Source organism: Parashewanella sp. 2210YD4-3, from assembly GCF_056591735.1.
Map to the genome: position 1 here is coordinate 599,518 of NZ_JBWQOG010000001.1, position 16,006 is coordinate 615,523.

Genomic DNA, 16,006 nt, shown 5'->3' on the forward strand with positions numbered 1-16,006 from the left:
CCTTAAGTTCACTCAATAATGAAAATTAAACTTTCTTAATTTTGCAACTTTGCTCTTTACTCATAAACGCAGCTATGAAAAGTTAATCATAGAAATAACTAACTTATTGAGTTTTAATGGCAAGGGCAACTGTAGAAGTTAATGAGATCAGTGGACTTTCAGCAAAGGGGAGATCCAATGGCGAACCACTATGGAGTTGCGACTCAGCTAGGGTCTCTATTAAAACACGTAACAGTTGGCATTCAACAAACAAAAAAGAATTTTTTATTCGTATTTCCTGCAATCAAATCATAGCAGCTTGGCATGAGGGAACCCCACCAAAACACTTCCCAACTCATCTGCCATCTGACAGGCAAAAAATAAAAAACGGTGACTATTTTGCAAAAGGCTTACAAGAGGCTATCAATAAACACGAACAAACTATTTTAGAAATATTAAAATCCAACGCTACAGAACAATGTCAACCAGCCCCATTATCTCAATCCACGAGTAGTAGCAACCTTTCGCAATGGAGAACCTGTACCTCAACCGATCTTTCCAGCTCTGAAACAGCTCACATTCAGTCTAAAGCAACGCATTCTGTCGAACAATCACAGAGCGAGAGTGTTCAGGGTTATCTGTTAGTTTCTCCAAAAAACCCAAAAGGAGTCACTGACTCATCATGTTTATACCGCCCTATATCAAAGAAACCAGCAACATCAGTTGATACGCATCGACCCCACCATTCCACAACACGCTGCATATCATTTTCTCATACCTCGCAGCATAAGCCATATGCCGTAAAGAGACAGCGCTCCAGTTACTTATCACAACCTACAAATGATCCATTCCGAGACGATTGCCAAGTTTCATTAAGTGAAGAGGACAAACACCACACTCAATCATCTATAAGCCCAATCAAACCCAAAATAGACACTCCACCAGCTCAGTCAAAAAATAGACTGGTTATTTCTGATGCTCAACCTCCAGAAAGCCAATACGCAACCATGATCTACGATCCTAGTACAGGAGGAGCGAAACCATTGAATTACGAACAACTTGTATCTGAAAATAAAGAACTCAATAGGAAATTGAGGCTGGTTCAGAACGAAGTGTCACATCTTCAACAAACTATTCGAATACAAGAAAGCAAGAGAACTCAATCTCAGGTTCGGCAATTACCAAAGCAACAAGCCGAAATTAAACTATCTGAAAAAAAACTTAATGGGCAATGGGAATTGTTCCACCTATTCATAAAAGAAGCGAAACAAAGAAAGCTAGAGGCTGAGCAAGTCTACCAACGAGCTCAAGCATTAGAAGAACAAAATAAAATGAGGGCAATGTCTCTCGACAGAAAAGCCAAAGAGCTACTGGAACAAGATCAAAAATTTAAGCAAGCTCGGGACGTTTTAGAATGCGAAATTTATCGTGAATATGTTGAAATGTTACATATTTATCAGCAAATGAAACCGCATAAAAATAAAAGTGCGTCCATACTCACTACAAAACTAGATAGTAAAATACAGGAATACCAAACAAAAGCTCGCCCTAATCTATAGTGAACGTTAGAGTCTTTAGGCTCACGGTAACTTCTAACTTCTAACTTCTAACTTCTAACTTCTACACAAAATTGATGTTCAGTTAAAGCTGCGCAATAACCAAACTAAGAACAACAAGGATTACTCCAACTATAAATACATTAAGCTTTACAAGGCGCAGTAATAAGAAACCGATTGTGACAATGATAATTTCGCTAATATCATTGATTGCCGAAGTTATCACAGGGTTAAACCAAGCCGCCAATAAAATACCGACTACGCATGCATTGACGGCTCCAACGATAGCTTTCACCTTTTGATTATTCGCTAAAGCAAACCAGCCATCGAATACAGAAAGCATCAATAAAAAACCCGGAGCAAAAATAAATAAGGTGGCCAGTAAAGCTCCAACAAAAGCATTTCCTTGCCATATTGATGCCCCTAGAAAACTCGACAACGTAAACATAGGACCAGGGATCATTTGTGCAAAGCCATAGCCGCTTAAAAAGGTTTGAGGGTCAACATAATTACCAAGACTACTTTGCAATAATGGTAACACCACGTGGCCACCACCAAAGACTAACGTGCCGGATAAATAAAACTCTTTCAGTAAATCGCCATTTATCGAATGAGTCTGCAACATCAACAATAAGAATATTGAAATAAACAAGATCAAAGGGACAAAACGAACGTTAACCTTTCGTTCAAACTTCACATCACGGTACTGCCAAAAACCCAATCCTGCAGCCACCAAAAGTAACACCATTTGTACGCTAACGGAAGGTACTAAAACTAAAGCGGCAGTGGCGATACCAGCTAACGCTTTATGAGCAATCGACTGACAAAAGCTTTTTGCCATCGACAGCACCGCATCAGCTACCACAACCACAGCTAATAATTTTAAAGCAGAAATAATACTAATTAACCAAGGGGAGCTAGACCAAGTTTCAACTTTTAACAGTAACGCTAGCCCATACATGATAAGAAACGAAGGTAAGGTAAAGCCTACAAATGCGGCGATAGCGCCAGCAAGTCCCGCTTTTTGATATCCAATGCCGAAACCTAACTGACTGGAAGCTGGGCCGGGCAAAAACTGGCATAAAGCTAAGGTATGTCCGAATTGATCGTCATCAACCCATTTCAATTCATCAACAAAACGTCGACGAAAATAGCCAATATGAGCCGCAGGCCCACCAAAACACACCCATCCTAATAAAAAGAATTGTCTGAAAATTGTAAAAGCCACCACTTCTCCCACAAGCCATCAAGCTAACCAACCAGAGAGAGTGTATTACAAATTTATGTCACAAAAATGTCAGCCATTAATTCAAAGGAAAATTTGCTACCGATAAGCATAGAGAGAAAGTCATACTCAGGTGTTCACCCTAGAAAAAACATAAGCAATCGCCACTCATCAGACCAGTTGCATTTTTCTTACTTTGTTTTTCGATAGCTTCTGCTCAGGGATCTCTTATTCTTAAATTACACCGAAAATAAACGTTTGATGAGCCGTTTTGAATAGTTAAGAGTTAAATTTAATTTAGTGTCTATACTAAAAGACTAAATACCTCTAACTATACCAAATAGTTGCGCTCACATATTCTAAAAAGAATGTCATAACCATAATCAAAATCGCGCTACAGGCTTTCGCTACAGGCAAATTCGTTACACACACTGTTATGAATTGATTCATCAGTATGCAGGCTCCCAAGGAGAATCTCGATGGAAAAAGAAGATTTTGATGTATTACAAAGTTTTATTTCACAAGGTGGCACGCTAAAAATGCTTGCTGACGTGGATGATGAAGAATTAGGCACTTTATACCAATACAGTCTACAACTGGTTGGTTGTCATGATTATGAAGGTGCAAAACGAATCTTATACCTTTTATATCGCATTGACTCTTGGAACTTTGATTACTGCTTTAATCTCGCCCAGGTGTATCAAAACCTTGGTGAACACCATGAAGCCATATTCCTATTTGGTCGTGCAGGAATGATCCAAGTTGATAATCCACTTCCCGCATTCCAAGCAGCGCAAAGTTATTTAGCCTGTAAGAATTATGAATTTGCTGAAAAAAGCTTTAACGCATCAATCCGATGGAGCGAAGGTCGCCCAATGTATGCTGACCTAGAAGCTAACGCACAGTTCGCGCTAGAACAGCTTGCTAAGGAGAGTAGTAATGCCAGAGTTTAGTCGAGTTAACCATACACATACACATCACCAATATACGGATCCAGCAGTCGTTGGTGATGGACAAGCAGCGCAAGGTATCCATCATGCTAAGATGCCGACCTTTACCCAAATTGCACACCAGAGCAGCAATGCCTTCACTTTAGCCAATGAAATTGGTAAGCGACAAGGGCTGATTTCCAAACAAGAGGCCGAACGAGCATTAGGGCAAATATTGGCCAAGTTTGGTGAAGATACAACCCCTCCAATCGCTGATTTAGAAAAAACCAACATGAAAGCTATGGTGTTGATGGCGACTAACCTGAGTATCTCAACATTCAGTAATACCGCTCAAGCTAAGCTTAAAGCTCAAAAAATCATGACGGATACTCAAGCTTATTTGAATGATCAAAAAGTGAAAAAGTATCAAGATCAAATGAAAGCCCAAGCCGATCAACAGGCAAAAGCAAGAAAGGCGGGGATTTTTACCGCGGTATTTGACTGGATCATTAGTGCAGCTGAAGCAATCTACGGCATATTCAAACTTGTTGAAGGCATCGCCTCTGCTGTTGTCAGCTTTGGGGCTGATGCTGAAGCTTACATAGAAATCGCTGGTGGTGCCGCCTACCTTGCAGCTGGTGCTGCTGGGCTTGTAAAAGCCGCAGCTGAAACCTGTGCGCTAGCAGGTGTAGGTAACAAAGCTATTGAAGATAAAGTTGCTGAAATTGCAGGTTATGTGCAATTAGGCTGTGAAATAGCTGGCATGTGTGTTGATGTGTTTGGTGCTGGGTTAGCCTTTAAAGCAGCTCGCGCAGGCGCTAAAGTCGCTGAAGAAGGGGTGAAACTCGCGACTGACGTCGTCATTAAGACCACGACTGATTTAGCGGAAGCTTCTGTTAGTGCTTCGGTAGACGCCGGTGCTGAAGGAATGGTCGAATTAGAAAAAATAGCAGCTAAGGAAGCCGTTGAACAAGTTTCAAAAGAAATTGCAGAACAAGTTGCATCAGATGTTGGTAGTTCGATTGTTCAGAAGATTTCCTCTCAAGGCGCGGAAGTGGCCTCTGAGGAAGGCACAGAAGAAGGTGCAAAGATAGGCAAAAAAATACTCGTTAAACTCACAAGACGTATGTTCAAGCGCGTGTCTAAAGAGTTTGGTAAAGAAGCTATCAAAGAAATGACCAAAAAAGCAGTACAAGAAGCAATCGAGGAAACCGCTAAACAAGCGGCCAAAGAAGGTGGTGAAATTACTGAAGATACCGTAAAAGATATTAGTAAATTGGTCGGAAAAAAGGTCTCTAACCGCTTACTCAGAGGGGCTGTAAAAATCTCTACAAACCTCGCGTTTGATCTAGCTAGAGGTGCTGCTCAAGGGGGCCAACAAATCACCAAAGGTACCATTGCAGAAATTAAAGCTGTGACAGAGAAAGCCATTCAAGAATTGATCGTTGAACAAGACTTCCTCGAGTTCACTAGTGATTGGTACGACAAAACCAAGCAAGAGGAACAAAAATCAGCTAAAGATTTGATTTCAAAATCAGGAACGGCTCTTCAAGGAGCGACAGACGCCATCACCCAAACCGGTTCGATTCAAGCTCGCATCGCTGGTTCAATTGCAGGATAAAGAGGAAACTATTATGTCAGACGTAAGTTCATCATCTGCAGGCGCATCCAGTGCGACGTCGCCACAGATGCCCACATTAGATGAAATGAATCAACACCTAGATAATCTTGGTAAGAATCTGGATGGCGTTGATAAGCATGTGAGTAAAATACACAAAAATTACTCAAACCTGTCAAGCCAAGTTAAAACGGTCGAACACCCAAAACATCAGGATGATAAAGACTTTAATGACTTGGTGAATGAAAGTGTCGATAGCAAAAGTTACGACACTGGTACCCTTGATGGCAGCGCCAGTATGGAGGGTGCTGCGGCTATTGAAGAAATCAACCAGCTCATGATTAAGTTAGCGGATTTATTCAAGAAGCTGCGTAATATTTTGCAGGATTTTAACGTTGTGCAAGATAAGCTGGCATGGGACATTACCTTAGCCTCAATGGCTCAAAAACGTGATGGTATTGAGCATGCCATGATAGGGATGGCGATATCGGGTGCCGCAAGCATTGCCGGAGGTCTATTCAGTGTAGGCTTCGGCTTAGGTGGTGCTGCAAAAGGCAGTGAAGCACTCGGCATTTTAGGTCAAGGTCTTGGTCGCATGACAGACGGTGCTGGTACTGGCGCGAATGCATGGCAAACTCAGTTGAGTGAAAACGCCAAATTAATTGGTTCATTGGATGAAACCAACGCCAATACCTATATGAGAAAGTTAGGCGAAACCATGGAAAGAGCCAGAAAAACCTCTAGTGATATGGTGTCGCTGCTCGTCGAGCTAACTCAGTTACACCGTAGTATCGAAAACGCACTATCGATAAAGTAATCTGACTGAAAACCTCACAGCAAAATTATGACGTGAGGTTTTTCTTTATATCGAAATTAGGAGTCACCATGGATGAAGTTACCCAATATTTAGAGAAGCAAGGTATAGAAGTACAACCTGCGTATTTTGGTGAGAGCCATTTTGAATACGGTAAAACCTTGGAAACAGATAATTGGAAACTCATATACAGAGTTGACGATCACGTGATGACGGTTTGTGAAATGAGCAGCAAAACTCAGCCCGAAGGAATGGGGGGAGCCTTACTTGAGTTAATTCGCCAGCTTAAAAAATTCAAAAAAGAAGTCAATTCGTTAAAACAAGTTCGAGGTCGAGTACTTAAAGATTTCGGTTCGCCACAAGAACGTGAGCAACACCAAATGCTCGAACAACTGCTCATAAAGCAAGGTGCTAAAATTCAAGATGATGTGGAAGGTCCTTGGCTGGTTTATTAGAAATAATCGACTAGATACAACAAAGCCCCGCATAGAGTCGGGGCTTTTTGCATCTTTTATAAAGATAAATGGTCGGTGATAGAGGATTCGAACCTCTGACCCTCTGCTCCCAAAGCAGATGCGCTACCGGGCTGCGCTAATCACCGAAATTGGTGCAAGCTGAAATATTCAACTTAAAAGAAAGTGGTCGGTGATAGAGGATTCGAACCTCTGACCCTCTGCTCCCAAAGCAGATGCGCTACCGGGCTGCGCTAATCACCGAAAGGTGGGGTGACTGATGGGACTTGAACCCACGACAACCGGAATCACAATCCGGGGCTCTACCAACTGAGCTACAATCACCACATTTACATTTGCTAACAGAATATTCAGATACCGCTTAATTCCAAATGGTGCGCCCAGAAGGATTCGAACCCTCGGCCTCACCCTCCGGAGGGGTGCGCTCTATCCAACTGAGCTATGGGCGCTCAATCCGGTTAGCGCGGCATATACTAGGGATAACCGATGCCGCTGTCTAGCACTAGTTGCATATTTTTAATCATTTGGTCATCTTTTAGCAGTTTAACTCAAATTTTAAACATGAGCTGGTTAAAATTTGTCTTGGCAGTATAACAGATTCATGTAATTCTAGGGTGTAATAGAAAAAAAGATAATATGACTGGAGAGAGCGTATAAAATGGAATTTGACGTTATCGACCCCCAATTACCAGAGCAAGAACATCTTGACGGTCGTCTTGAAAAAAGAATCCAACGCCTCAAAGATATTCTTCATACCTACAAACACGCAAAAATTGCTCGTGATGTCTTAATTGAGATATCCAACCTCTCCGAGCGAACATCATCATTACCAGACTTCTACAAAGAAGTGCACCTATTGCTAAAAAAAATTATTGCTGCAGATAATTTCTATGTCGCCAGCCTTTGCCCATTGACCGAAGACATTGAGTTGATTTTCTTTATTGATGAAAAAAAGCCGAATCGAGACTTAATAAACCTCGAAAATATTTCAGAATTGCTTAAATTGGGGTTAACCGGCTATATCATTCGTACAGGGCAAACGTTACTTTGCGATCGAGCAAAGTTTAAGGAAATGATAGACGCTGATGAAGTTAAACAAGTCATGGATCCCCTAGTAAATGTTTGGCTAGGAACCCCTATAATTCGAGGAGAGCAAGTACTTGGCGCACTCGTGGTACAAAGTTATCAACAAGGTGTGACCTACAGTGATAGTGATATCGAACTGATGAAGTTCATTTGTCAGCATATTGCTGGCGTTTCTGAACGCATTGAGCATCAGCACAGTATGGAGCAAGCCATTACGATTCGCACTAATGAACTTATCCATACTCATAATGAACTTAAGCAAGAAATAGCTGAACGAATTCAAGCGGAAAAACTGCATAAGACCCTATTTGAAATTGCTAGCCTATGTCATGATGATTTGGATGACGAAGACTTTTATCAAAAACTCAGTAAGATATTAAAACAGTTTTTAGGTGATGGAAATTGCTACATTTCCTTATACGATCCAGAAAATCACAGCTTATTTTTTCCATTTTGTGCCCAAGATGATAAAGATAAACAAGTTATGCCAAAGCAGCGACCATTTTCTGATGGTTTGACTGAATACTTAATGAAGTGCGAGCAAGCACTGTTACTTGATAAGTCTGATTTGAGTCACCTTGTCGAAGATAAGCAAATTTACCAAAATATGGACTGCTGCCCTATTATTCTTGATATCTCACAGTGGATGGCGGCTCCGCTTTATATCGATAACCAAATCAATGGGGTACTTGCGCTATATCATTCTAATCCAGATATTGAATACCATGAGTCGAATTTAGAGTTACTTAACTTCGTGGCTCAACAAATTGCCATTGCCATTGAGCGCAAACGTGCCGCTGGCATTATGCAGCAAAATTACCAAAACCTTGAACGGGAAGTGAAACGACGCACCAGTGAGCTAGCTAATGCGAATAGGGAACTTAAGAAAGAAATCACACTGCGTCGAAAAATGGAGTTACAGTTAATCTACGATGCTAACCATGACCCACTGACAGGTTTACCTAACAGAGCCATGTTTATGGAGCGCCTTGAACAAGCTATCAGTCACATCAAACGTCATCCAGAACGACAATTTGCGTTAATGTTTATTGATCTTGATAAATTCAAACGGGTCAACGATACCCTTGGTCATATTGAAGGTGATCGGTTTTTAGTAGAAACAAGCGACCGACTGAAAATGTGTATTCGACAAAACGATACCTTAGGAAGATTAGGCGGAGATGAATTTGTGGTGTTATTAGACAGCATACAATCGCCACAAGATGCGATAGAAATTGCCGACCGTATCTTACAACTGCTCTCTAACCCTTATCAATTAAGTGGCAAAAAGTTTTACTCCAGTGCCAGTATTGGTATTGCCATCAGCTCTCTAGAAACTGAGGAAACAGAAAAGCTGTTACGATCGGCTGACCACGCCATGTATCAAGCTAAGGCTAAGGGGCGTGGCCGTTATGAAATTTACCAGCCACCGCATTAGGTGGCTGCTCACAATGCTTACCCTTTAAGCATATTCCTTAAATTGGAAATATTCGCTTTACCCGTTTGCTGACGCTGTTGCTCGCTTTGTTTGGGCTTCTGGTTTTCCCATTTCACATCATCTTGTGGTAATTCCATTAAAAAGCGACTCGGCTCGGTACGCATGGTTTCACCGAATTGTCGACGCTCTCGGCAAATCACAAACCACAATTCTTTTTGGGCACGAGTGATCCCCACATAGGCTAAGCGTCTTTCTTCTTCGACATTATCTTCATCAATGCTGGTTTGATGAGGCAATAATCCTTCTTCCATACCCACCATAAACACATAAGGGAACTCCAAACCTTTAGAAGCGTGTAACGTCATTAGCTGCACTTGATCACCAGTCTCTTCTTCACTGTTGCGCTCCATCATGTCCCGCAGTGTTAGTCGAGTAACGACCTCTGGCAAGGTCATAGGTTCATCTAAGTCATCGCCATTGAGCATTTCTGTCACCCAGCGATACAGCTCAGAAATGTTCTTCATCCGCATTTCTGCTGCTTTAGGGCTGGTGCTGTTTTCGTACAGATAATCTTCGTAATTAATATTGCGGATCAACTGCTTTATGGCATCAATGCCCTCACCTCGCTTAGCGATTTCTCCAGTATCAACGATAAACCTTCCGAACTCATACAGCGCCTTACAAGCCGACGGATTAAGAATATGATTTAATTCAGCCTCGAAAATGGCGCTAAATAACGAAATGTGTTTCTCATTAGCAAAGTTACCTAAATGCTCCAAGGTCGCAGGTCCAATACCTCGTTTGGGTAAATTAACCACACGCAAAAACGCATTATCATCATCAGGGTTCACCACTAAGCGTAAGTAAGCCATGATGTCTTTAATTTCAGCACGAGCGAAAAATGAAGTTCCCCCACTGAGTTTATAAGGAATACGGTTGGTCATCAGTGCCCGCTCTAGCAAACGAGATTGATGATTGCCACGATACAAAATGGCGTATTCACCATAACGAGTTTTCCCCATAAACTTATGACGAACAATTTCCGCCACTACTCGCTCGGCTTCTTGTTCTTCATTTCCAGCCATGATCACTCGTAACGGCTCACCATAAGCCAGCTCACTAAACAGTGACTTTTCATATACGTGGTCGTTATTGGCGATCAGAACATTGGCGGATTTGAGAATTCGCTGGCTTGAACGGTAGTTTTGTTCAAGCTTGATCAATTTTAGTTGAGGGAAGTCTTTACCTAATAGCACAAGATTTTGCGGTTTTGCACCACGCCAAGAGTAAATGGATTGATCATCATCACCCACCACGGTAAAACGCGCTCGCTCTCCAACCAATAACTTTACTAATTCATATTGGCTTGAGTTAGTATCTTGATATTCATCCACCAGCAGATATTGAAAACGCAATTGCCAACGCTCTCTAGATACTTCGTTATGTCTAAGTAATAAAGTAGGCAGTAAAATTAAATCATCAAAATCCAGCGCATTATACGCTTTCATGTGCTGAGCATAGCGTTTATATAGCAAGGCAAATAGCTGCTGTTGCTCGCCCTTAGCGGTTTTAATGGCGTGGTCAGGGATCATCAAATTCCCTTTCCAATTGGAAATGGTGGACGCTAAGGCACGAAGTAAATCCTTATCTTCTTGAAGTTCTTTTTCGGTGAGTTCTTTTAGAAGTGCCAAAGTGTCTTGATCATCAAACAGTGAGAAGCCCGCTTTTAGCCCCAAAGTTTTATATTCTTTTTTGATGATTTCAAGACCAAGGGTATGGAAGGTAGAAATCCACAAACCACGAGAAAGTTGCTTACCAATTGATTGCGCCACACGTTCTTTCATTTCTCGGGCTGCTTTGTTGGTAAAGGTTACCGCAGCGATATTTCTGGCTTTATAACCGCACTTTTCCAATAGATACGCAATCTTATTAATGATCACCCTCGTCTTACCACTGCCTGCTCCAGCTAAAACCAGACAAGGACCAGAGACATAGTGTACCGCTTCATTTTGACCAGGGTTGAGTTTCATTTACTTTTGTCATTTTGTGTCATAAACATCAATTTTAACAAAAGCAAAGTCATGATTAAACGTTATTAAAGTTGGAGCATGATAGGCTTAGGATGAAAATTGCAGCTTTGCTTTTTCTATCATTGCTGTTAACTCTTCATCACCAGTTAAGTGCACCGCCATTATTTTAAAAAGATCTCTCCATGTTCGCCCTTCACGGCTAAGAGTTAACCATTTTTGAATTACCGCTTTAATGAGCTCAACTCTCTGTTTGCGCCGATGATCTACTTTCATTAAATTTAATCCAGACTTTGAGATAAGCTTGCCAAGAAAAGGGGCCAAAACAGGATCTTTGGCACCCGCGATAACATTAACAAGTGATACTTCAAACTCTTCGTTTTCTCTTACTTTGATATCAGTAAATGCTTTTAGGGTGACGTGTTGCTCTAGACTGCGGGCTTCAGCAATGTGAGGCTCTGCAGCAAGAGTATGTCGATTTTCAAGCTGACTGCTTGTCAATATTCCTTGCTGTACTAGTGCCAGTCCAACATCTGCGGCTAAACTCACCATCTCCGCTGCCTTAAGGCAATCTATAAGAAGCTCACCTTTTGCTTGTTCAGATAAACCAGCACTAAGGTGCAGCCATCGTGTTACGACTTCGGTTGCTGTAGCCTCCCAACCTTTTTTACTTGGATCACATTTTCTTTTTACTAATTCATATTCTTCCCATTCCCTCAAAAGCCGCTTTCCAACGTTATCAAGATCAATCGCAATATGCTGAATCAATTTTATTGGCTTTCCATTAAGAGTCAGGCTCTCAAGTAAACCGATAGAGAGGACAGAAGGTCCCACTGCTCCTTCTGAGACAGGCATAACAGTAGCTGCCGTTTGCTCGTGTGCAGCGGCATGGATATATGCCTGATATCGTCGAGAGGTTTCCTGTTCACCTAGAACAGTTCCTTGTAGTTGAGTACATTGAAATACTTCAAATGCGAGCGCTCTCATTTCTGCTTCTCTTAGGCTGATGATTAAATGCTGCCAACTCCGGTAATTTCTATGCTGAAACTGAGTCAACCACCTTGAAAAAATGATTTCTACTATATCCTCAGTGCCATGAACGTTTGGTAAACATTCAATTTCTTGATATTGCTCACTGTCTTTATCATTAAGCAATGCAACGCAAAACCCTCTGATATTTGCCGCTGCAATGCGAGTTTTAAAAGATGGTCGACTAGCCAATGGCATATTATAAAGCTTCAACATTGTTATATCATCGCTCAGAACTTGTTGACTTAGTTCAAAAGAAGCAGGGCGTGGTTTACCTTTCGCAAAGGCCTCAATGACCTCACTGCCTTCAATACTTGCTTGTTCAAGACAATCAAACAAGTGCTGCCAATTTCTTGTTTTGGAATATTGCGTGCTTGTCAGCCACAAAGTAAGTGCAGAGGTTACTAGTTCTTTTTTATGTGTATTTTGCTTATCTAATTTTTGTTTGAGATCATCACAAATTTGACCATTTCCATCATTAAGAAGAAGCATACAGAATGTTTCGTAATCCGATCGTTTAATATGCTCAATAAAACTCAACCCTTGATGAATAGAAATGCCTTTCAAAGTAAGTAGTGAAAGTGCTTTTTTGTAATGACTAGAGGGTTGCTCTGTATCAAGTGATGGTTTTACTTCTGTAGGCATATTGGTATCAAGCCCAAAGACAGAGAAATGCTCAACAGCTTTAGCAGCGGCAGGTATATTAGCAGTTAACAAGCTTTCTTTAAGATGCTCCCAATTTTGAGTGGTCCGATATTCGGCGTTCGTAAGCCACTTTTTGAGTGCTTCTTCAACAATGGCTTCCCGCTTCCCTGCCCCCATCCTTGAAAAAGAGCGTTTAATCACTGAAGTTACATCGCCATTGTCATCTTCAAGTAACAACATGCAAAAAAAATTATAATCACCCGATGCAATCACTTTTATCAGACTTTCATTCAATGTCGTTGTGATTTTTTTCAGATTCAGTAATGTCAAAGTACTTGAGTTACTATCACTCACCTCTTCACTTTTAGGACTGATAGGCTGTGGTGAATAAGGTGATTGGCTACGACCATCATAATGATAAGTATTTTGATGAAAATTCTGTACTACAGACACGCTAACAGGAGCTAAAGGCGAAACTTCTTCCCGAATATGATGCCCATGTAATGAATCATTTTCAGTTTGCCCCCCTTTTCCCAAAATTTTTTTTGCCGTTTGCTCTACAAAATCAGCACCTCTATCCAAACTCCTTTCGATCTCACCTAATAACCTTGTAGCCATGGAAAACTCTCAATATCTAACAACTTCAAAATAAAATGCCAAATGGATTACTTGAAATGATGTCTCACTCTTAAGGCAGAAAGCCATATTTATAAGTAATGGCGACTTAATAGAACGTCGTTCACTATATTGAGTTATCTCATATCTTTGCTGAATGAATTCTGAATGAGAAAAAAGTTGTCAGCCCACTTTGACAGAAAGAAGAGCTTTTCTTTTTGCTAATTCATATTCTTCTCATTCACCCAAAAGCCGTTTTCCAACGTTATCAAGGTCAAGCGCAATCTTCTGAATTAATTTAATTGGATTTCCATGAGGAGTAAGGCTTTAGAGTATACCGATAGAGATAAAAGGAAGTTCCACTACATTTTGAGACAGGCATAACAGTAGTTGATGTTTGCTCCTGTAAAACAACACTGATATACGCTTGATGTCATCGAGAGGTTCCCTGTTCAGCTATTCCAGAGCCTTGAAGCGGAGTGCATTGGAATACTACAAATGAAATTGCTTTCATTTTGGCCTTTCTTATGACGTGTTTTACTCTATCAATAGGGTGCTGAACAAAAAGTGAATTAAGCGATAATGGATTACGAGGTTATATTAACGATTGATAGCTTTCTCAACGAGTGCTCATGATATTCGAAGCAAAGTCCAGAGACATAATGCTCTACTTTAACTGAAAGGCAACATACGGAATCTATGCTGATTTAACAATTCGCTGAATCAATTGCCTTGATTGCTTTTTTTATCGCAGCCTCAACTTGCTTGCACTCATATGATTGCCAAGTGCCTGAATTAACTAGAATACTAACTTTAAGATTGCCAAGAGCCTCTTTCCAATCTGATTGTCTATCGCACCAATTTTCCAAACAATACGTTAACGTTTTTGCTTTTACTTGTGTTGAATTGGCTACTTGTCGCTGTTGCCAAACAAAAAAAGAATAATGATCTAAATGCTTTAAAAAATCGGCCAAAATATCTACTGGATACTTCGCCAAACAGTTAATAATGCCAGATTGTTCTACTACCTGAAAAAGAGTTGAGGGTAAGTTAGGTACAGACTCTGTTACCTTAACGGGAAAAATTGAGATAAATCCTTCTTCGACCTCCTCCTCCTCCAGTACTTCTGAACCGTACATATATGGAGCGCTACTTCCTTCTAATTCACAACTGGGAACATAAGGATGCTTTATAACATTAGGATCATGCCCCCATTCATAAGAAGGCTGAGGTGAAGGCAATACAGAACCTGAATATGTGGCACAAGGTAAGCTCGCGCTGAAATGATCTCTGACATTATCTAATACATCATATCGAACATTTTTTTTCTCTGCCAACTGCTGCACAATTGATACAAACTCGGAACGACTTTGACCATAAAACTCAGGGGTTATCCCATTAGAAAAATGAGCAAGAATAGAGACGAACTCGCTCCAAGATCTTTCTTGGATCTGGAGCCATTTTGTAAATAAGCTTTCTATAGCTTGGGAGCGATCACTATAATGTTTCAGTGCAAGTGTAACCTTTAAATGACCATCGCCGTTACCAAATAACAATTCAGCCAAACGCTTGAGTTCTTCATCGGTTAATATAACGATATTCGCCATAACTCGACTTTCTGGTTCATCTTTATCCTGACATACCAACCCCATGAGAGTGAAGTTGTCATTACAAGTTAGAGCTGGTTGCGAAACGCCAATGGGGCTAGGTTTATCACTCTCTACATAACCAAATAGTTTTTTGATATTTCCAGCAATATCCCCGAAACCCGATCTTTCAAGTGCAGAAATAAACTGACTCCAGCTTTGTGGAGCAAATTCTTCGCGAGTCAGCCACCGAAGGATCATTTGCTCAACAAAATACTCAAAGCCATGCTCTAATACTCCAACATCTTTTTGGAGTATATCCACACAGTGACAATTTTTATCCTTCAGTAACACCATCCCAAAATGTCGAACATTGATTGTGCTTCCTGCCGCTATTCTAAGTATTATATTGTCTTTATTTGCATTGGGCGGAAACTGTAAATGCAGTTCTTTAATTGTTTCTAATGACAATTCAGGCCTAGAAGATGTTGGTTCTGGCAGCAATTCAGTAATTGTAAACGGAGGGATTTCGCTCGGGCTTGTATTCTGAAGACAATATTGATTGAACTGTACAATTCTATCATTCGCCTGAGATTGCTCTGATTGAAGAGCAACAAAGACTCTACTGCGAGTCACAAACAGCCTAAATCCCCTAAAAAATGTTCTAGTGGGTTCTATAATAAATCCCACAGTAGTCCGAACTGCCGCTTCCACTTTATAACCTCATCATTCTTATTTGCTCCCCTTAAAGCATAAAACATGCTGCGTATGCCTTAACTTATGATTCGTCTGTAATATTTAATCAAAATACACTTAGGTAAATTGTATTTCCCACTTACTTAACCGTTACTGAATACAAACAAAAAAAACACTTTTAATTAACCCAAAATCCCTTCCTGTACCAACTCTTAATAAATACTCGCTTTTCAAAAAATCACTTATCACTTGGTATTAAACTATGCTTTTAATTTCAACATATTTGAAGT

General features: G+C 40.7%; 10 protein-coding genes and 4 tRNA genes. 6 read left to right on the forward strand and 8 right to left on the reverse strand.

Annotated features, from left to right (window positions below; genetic code table 11):
• Positions 1 to 116 precede the first annotated feature (116 nt).
• Positions 117 to 1,538, forward strand: a complete 1,422-nt coding sequence (locus AC1EU0_RS02550) for a hypothetical protein (protein WP_480300358.1) — start codon at positions 117 to 119, stop codon at positions 1,536 to 1,538.
• A gap of 82 nt (positions 1,539 to 1,620) precedes the next feature.
• Here the strand turns inward: AC1EU0_RS02550 and chrA are convergent, their stop codons facing one another.
• Positions 1,621 to 2,763: a chromate efflux transporter gene (chrA, locus tag AC1EU0_RS02555; RefSeq protein ID WP_480300359.1), complete on the reverse strand. Its 1,143-nt coding sequence runs from the start codon at positions 2,761 to 2,763 to the stop codon at positions 1,621 to 1,623.
• A gap of 476 nt (positions 2,764 to 3,239) precedes the next feature.
• On the opposite strand from chrA, the gene AC1EU0_RS02560 reads away from it, so the two are divergent.
• The 4 genes from AC1EU0_RS02560 to sseE all read left to right on the forward strand — a co-directional run bounded on the left by AC1EU0_RS02560 (position 3,240) and on the right by sseE (position 6,576).
• Complete coding sequence (locus AC1EU0_RS02560) at positions 3,240 to 3,713, forward strand: SycD/LcrH family type III secretion system chaperone (RefSeq protein WP_480300360.1); 474 nt, start codon at positions 3,240 to 3,242, stop codon at positions 3,711 to 3,713.
• Entirely contained in the window at positions 3,700 to 5,310 is a 1,611-nt protein-coding gene (gene sctE / locus AC1EU0_RS02565) for a type III secretion system translocon subunit SseC family protein (RefSeq protein WP_480300361.1), read from the forward strand. Before AC1EU0_RS02560 ends, sctE begins: the two co-directional genes overlap by 14 nt.
• Before the next feature lie 13 nt (positions 5,311 to 5,323).
• Entirely contained in the window at positions 5,324 to 6,124 is an 801-nt protein-coding gene (sseD, locus tag AC1EU0_RS02570) for a type III secretion system translocon protein SseD (protein ID WP_480300362.1), read from the forward strand.
• 68 nt (positions 6,125 to 6,192) lie between these two features.
• Positions 6,193 to 6,576 carry a type III secretion system effector protein SseE gene (gene sseE, locus AC1EU0_RS02575; RefSeq protein WP_480300363.1) on the forward strand — a complete coding sequence of 128 codons (384 nt, stop codon included), beginning with the start codon at positions 6,193 to 6,195 and terminating at the stop codon, positions 6,574 to 6,576.
• Between the two features lie 69 nt (positions 6,577 to 6,645).
• On the opposite strand, the gene AC1EU0_RS02580 is transcribed toward sseE, so the two are convergent.
• The 4 genes from AC1EU0_RS02580 to AC1EU0_RS02595 form a co-directional block, all read right to left on the reverse strand.
• Positions 6,646 to 6,722: transfer RNA gene (locus tag AC1EU0_RS02580), tRNA-Pro, on the reverse strand.
• Between the two features lie 38 nt (positions 6,723 to 6,760).
• Positions 6,761 to 6,837, reverse strand: a tRNA-Pro gene (locus tag AC1EU0_RS02585).
• Between the two features lie 5 nt (positions 6,838 to 6,842).
• Positions 6,843 to 6,918: transfer RNA gene (locus AC1EU0_RS02590), tRNA-His, on the reverse strand.
• A gap of 48 nt (positions 6,919 to 6,966) precedes the next feature.
• Positions 6,967 to 7,043 (reverse strand) — tRNA-Arg (locus tag AC1EU0_RS02595).
• A 209-nt stretch (positions 7,044 to 7,252) separates the two neighbouring features.
• Between AC1EU0_RS02595 and AC1EU0_RS02600 the strand changes: the two genes are divergently transcribed.
• A complete protein-coding gene (locus AC1EU0_RS02600) occupies positions 7,253 to 9,118 on the forward strand; it encodes a sensor domain-containing diguanylate cyclase (protein ID WP_480300364.1) in 1,866 nt (621 codons plus the stop codon).
• 17 nt (positions 9,119 to 9,135) lie between these two features.
• Here the strand turns inward: AC1EU0_RS02600 and rep are convergent, their stop codons facing one another.
• The 3 genes from rep to AC1EU0_RS02615 form a co-directional block, all read right to left on the reverse strand.
• Positions 9,136 to 11,148 carry a DNA helicase Rep gene (gene rep / locus AC1EU0_RS02605; protein WP_480300365.1) on the reverse strand — a complete coding sequence of 671 codons (2,013 nt, stop codon included), beginning with the start codon at positions 11,146 to 11,148 and terminating at the stop codon, positions 9,136 to 9,138.
• Between the two features lie 87 nt (positions 11,149 to 11,235).
• On the reverse strand, positions 11,236 to 13,437 hold the full coding sequence (locus tag AC1EU0_RS02610) for a hypothetical protein (RefSeq protein ID WP_480300366.1): 2,202 nt from the start codon (positions 13,435 to 13,437) through the stop codon (positions 11,236 to 11,238).
• Positions 13,438 to 14,141: 704 nt separating this feature from the next.
• The gene (locus AC1EU0_RS02615) at positions 14,142 to 15,656 is read right to left on the reverse strand and encodes a hypothetical protein (RefSeq protein WP_480300367.1); all 1,515 of its coding nucleotides are present in this window, start codon (positions 15,654 to 15,656) and stop codon (positions 14,142 to 14,144) included.
• Between the last annotated feature and the right edge of the window lie 350 nt (positions 15,657 to 16,006).

What these genes read in the sequence shown, in the direction of transcription:
- sseE (WP_480300363.1), top strand. Translation starts at nt 6,193, where the DNA reads ATGGATGAAGTTACCCAATATTTAGAGAAGCAAGGTATAGAAGTACAA.
- rep (WP_480300365.1), bottom strand. Translation starts at nt 11,148, where the DNA reads ATGAAACTCAACCCTGGTCAAAATGAAGCGGTACACTATGTCTCTGGT.
- AC1EU0_RS02600 (WP_480300364.1), top strand. Translation starts at nt 7,253, where the DNA reads ATGGAATTTGACGTTATCGACCCCCAATTACCAGAGCAAGAACATCTT.
- sseD (WP_480300362.1), top strand. Translation starts at nt 5,324, where the DNA reads ATGTCAGACGTAAGTTCATCATCTGCAGGCGCATCCAGTGCGACGTCG.
- AC1EU0_RS02610 (WP_480300366.1), bottom strand. Translation starts at nt 13,437, where the DNA reads ATGGCTACAAGGTTATTAGGTGAGATCGAAAGGAGTTTGGATAGAGGT.
- AC1EU0_RS02560 (WP_480300360.1), top strand. Translation starts at nt 3,240, where the DNA reads ATGGAAAAAGAAGATTTTGATGTATTACAAAGTTTTATTTCACAAGGT.
- AC1EU0_RS02550 (WP_480300358.1), top strand. Translation starts at nt 117, where the DNA reads ATGGCAAGGGCAACTGTAGAAGTTAATGAGATCAGTGGACTTTCAGCA.
- sctE (WP_480300361.1), top strand. Translation starts at nt 3,700, where the DNA reads ATGCCAGAGTTTAGTCGAGTTAACCATACACATACACATCACCAATAT.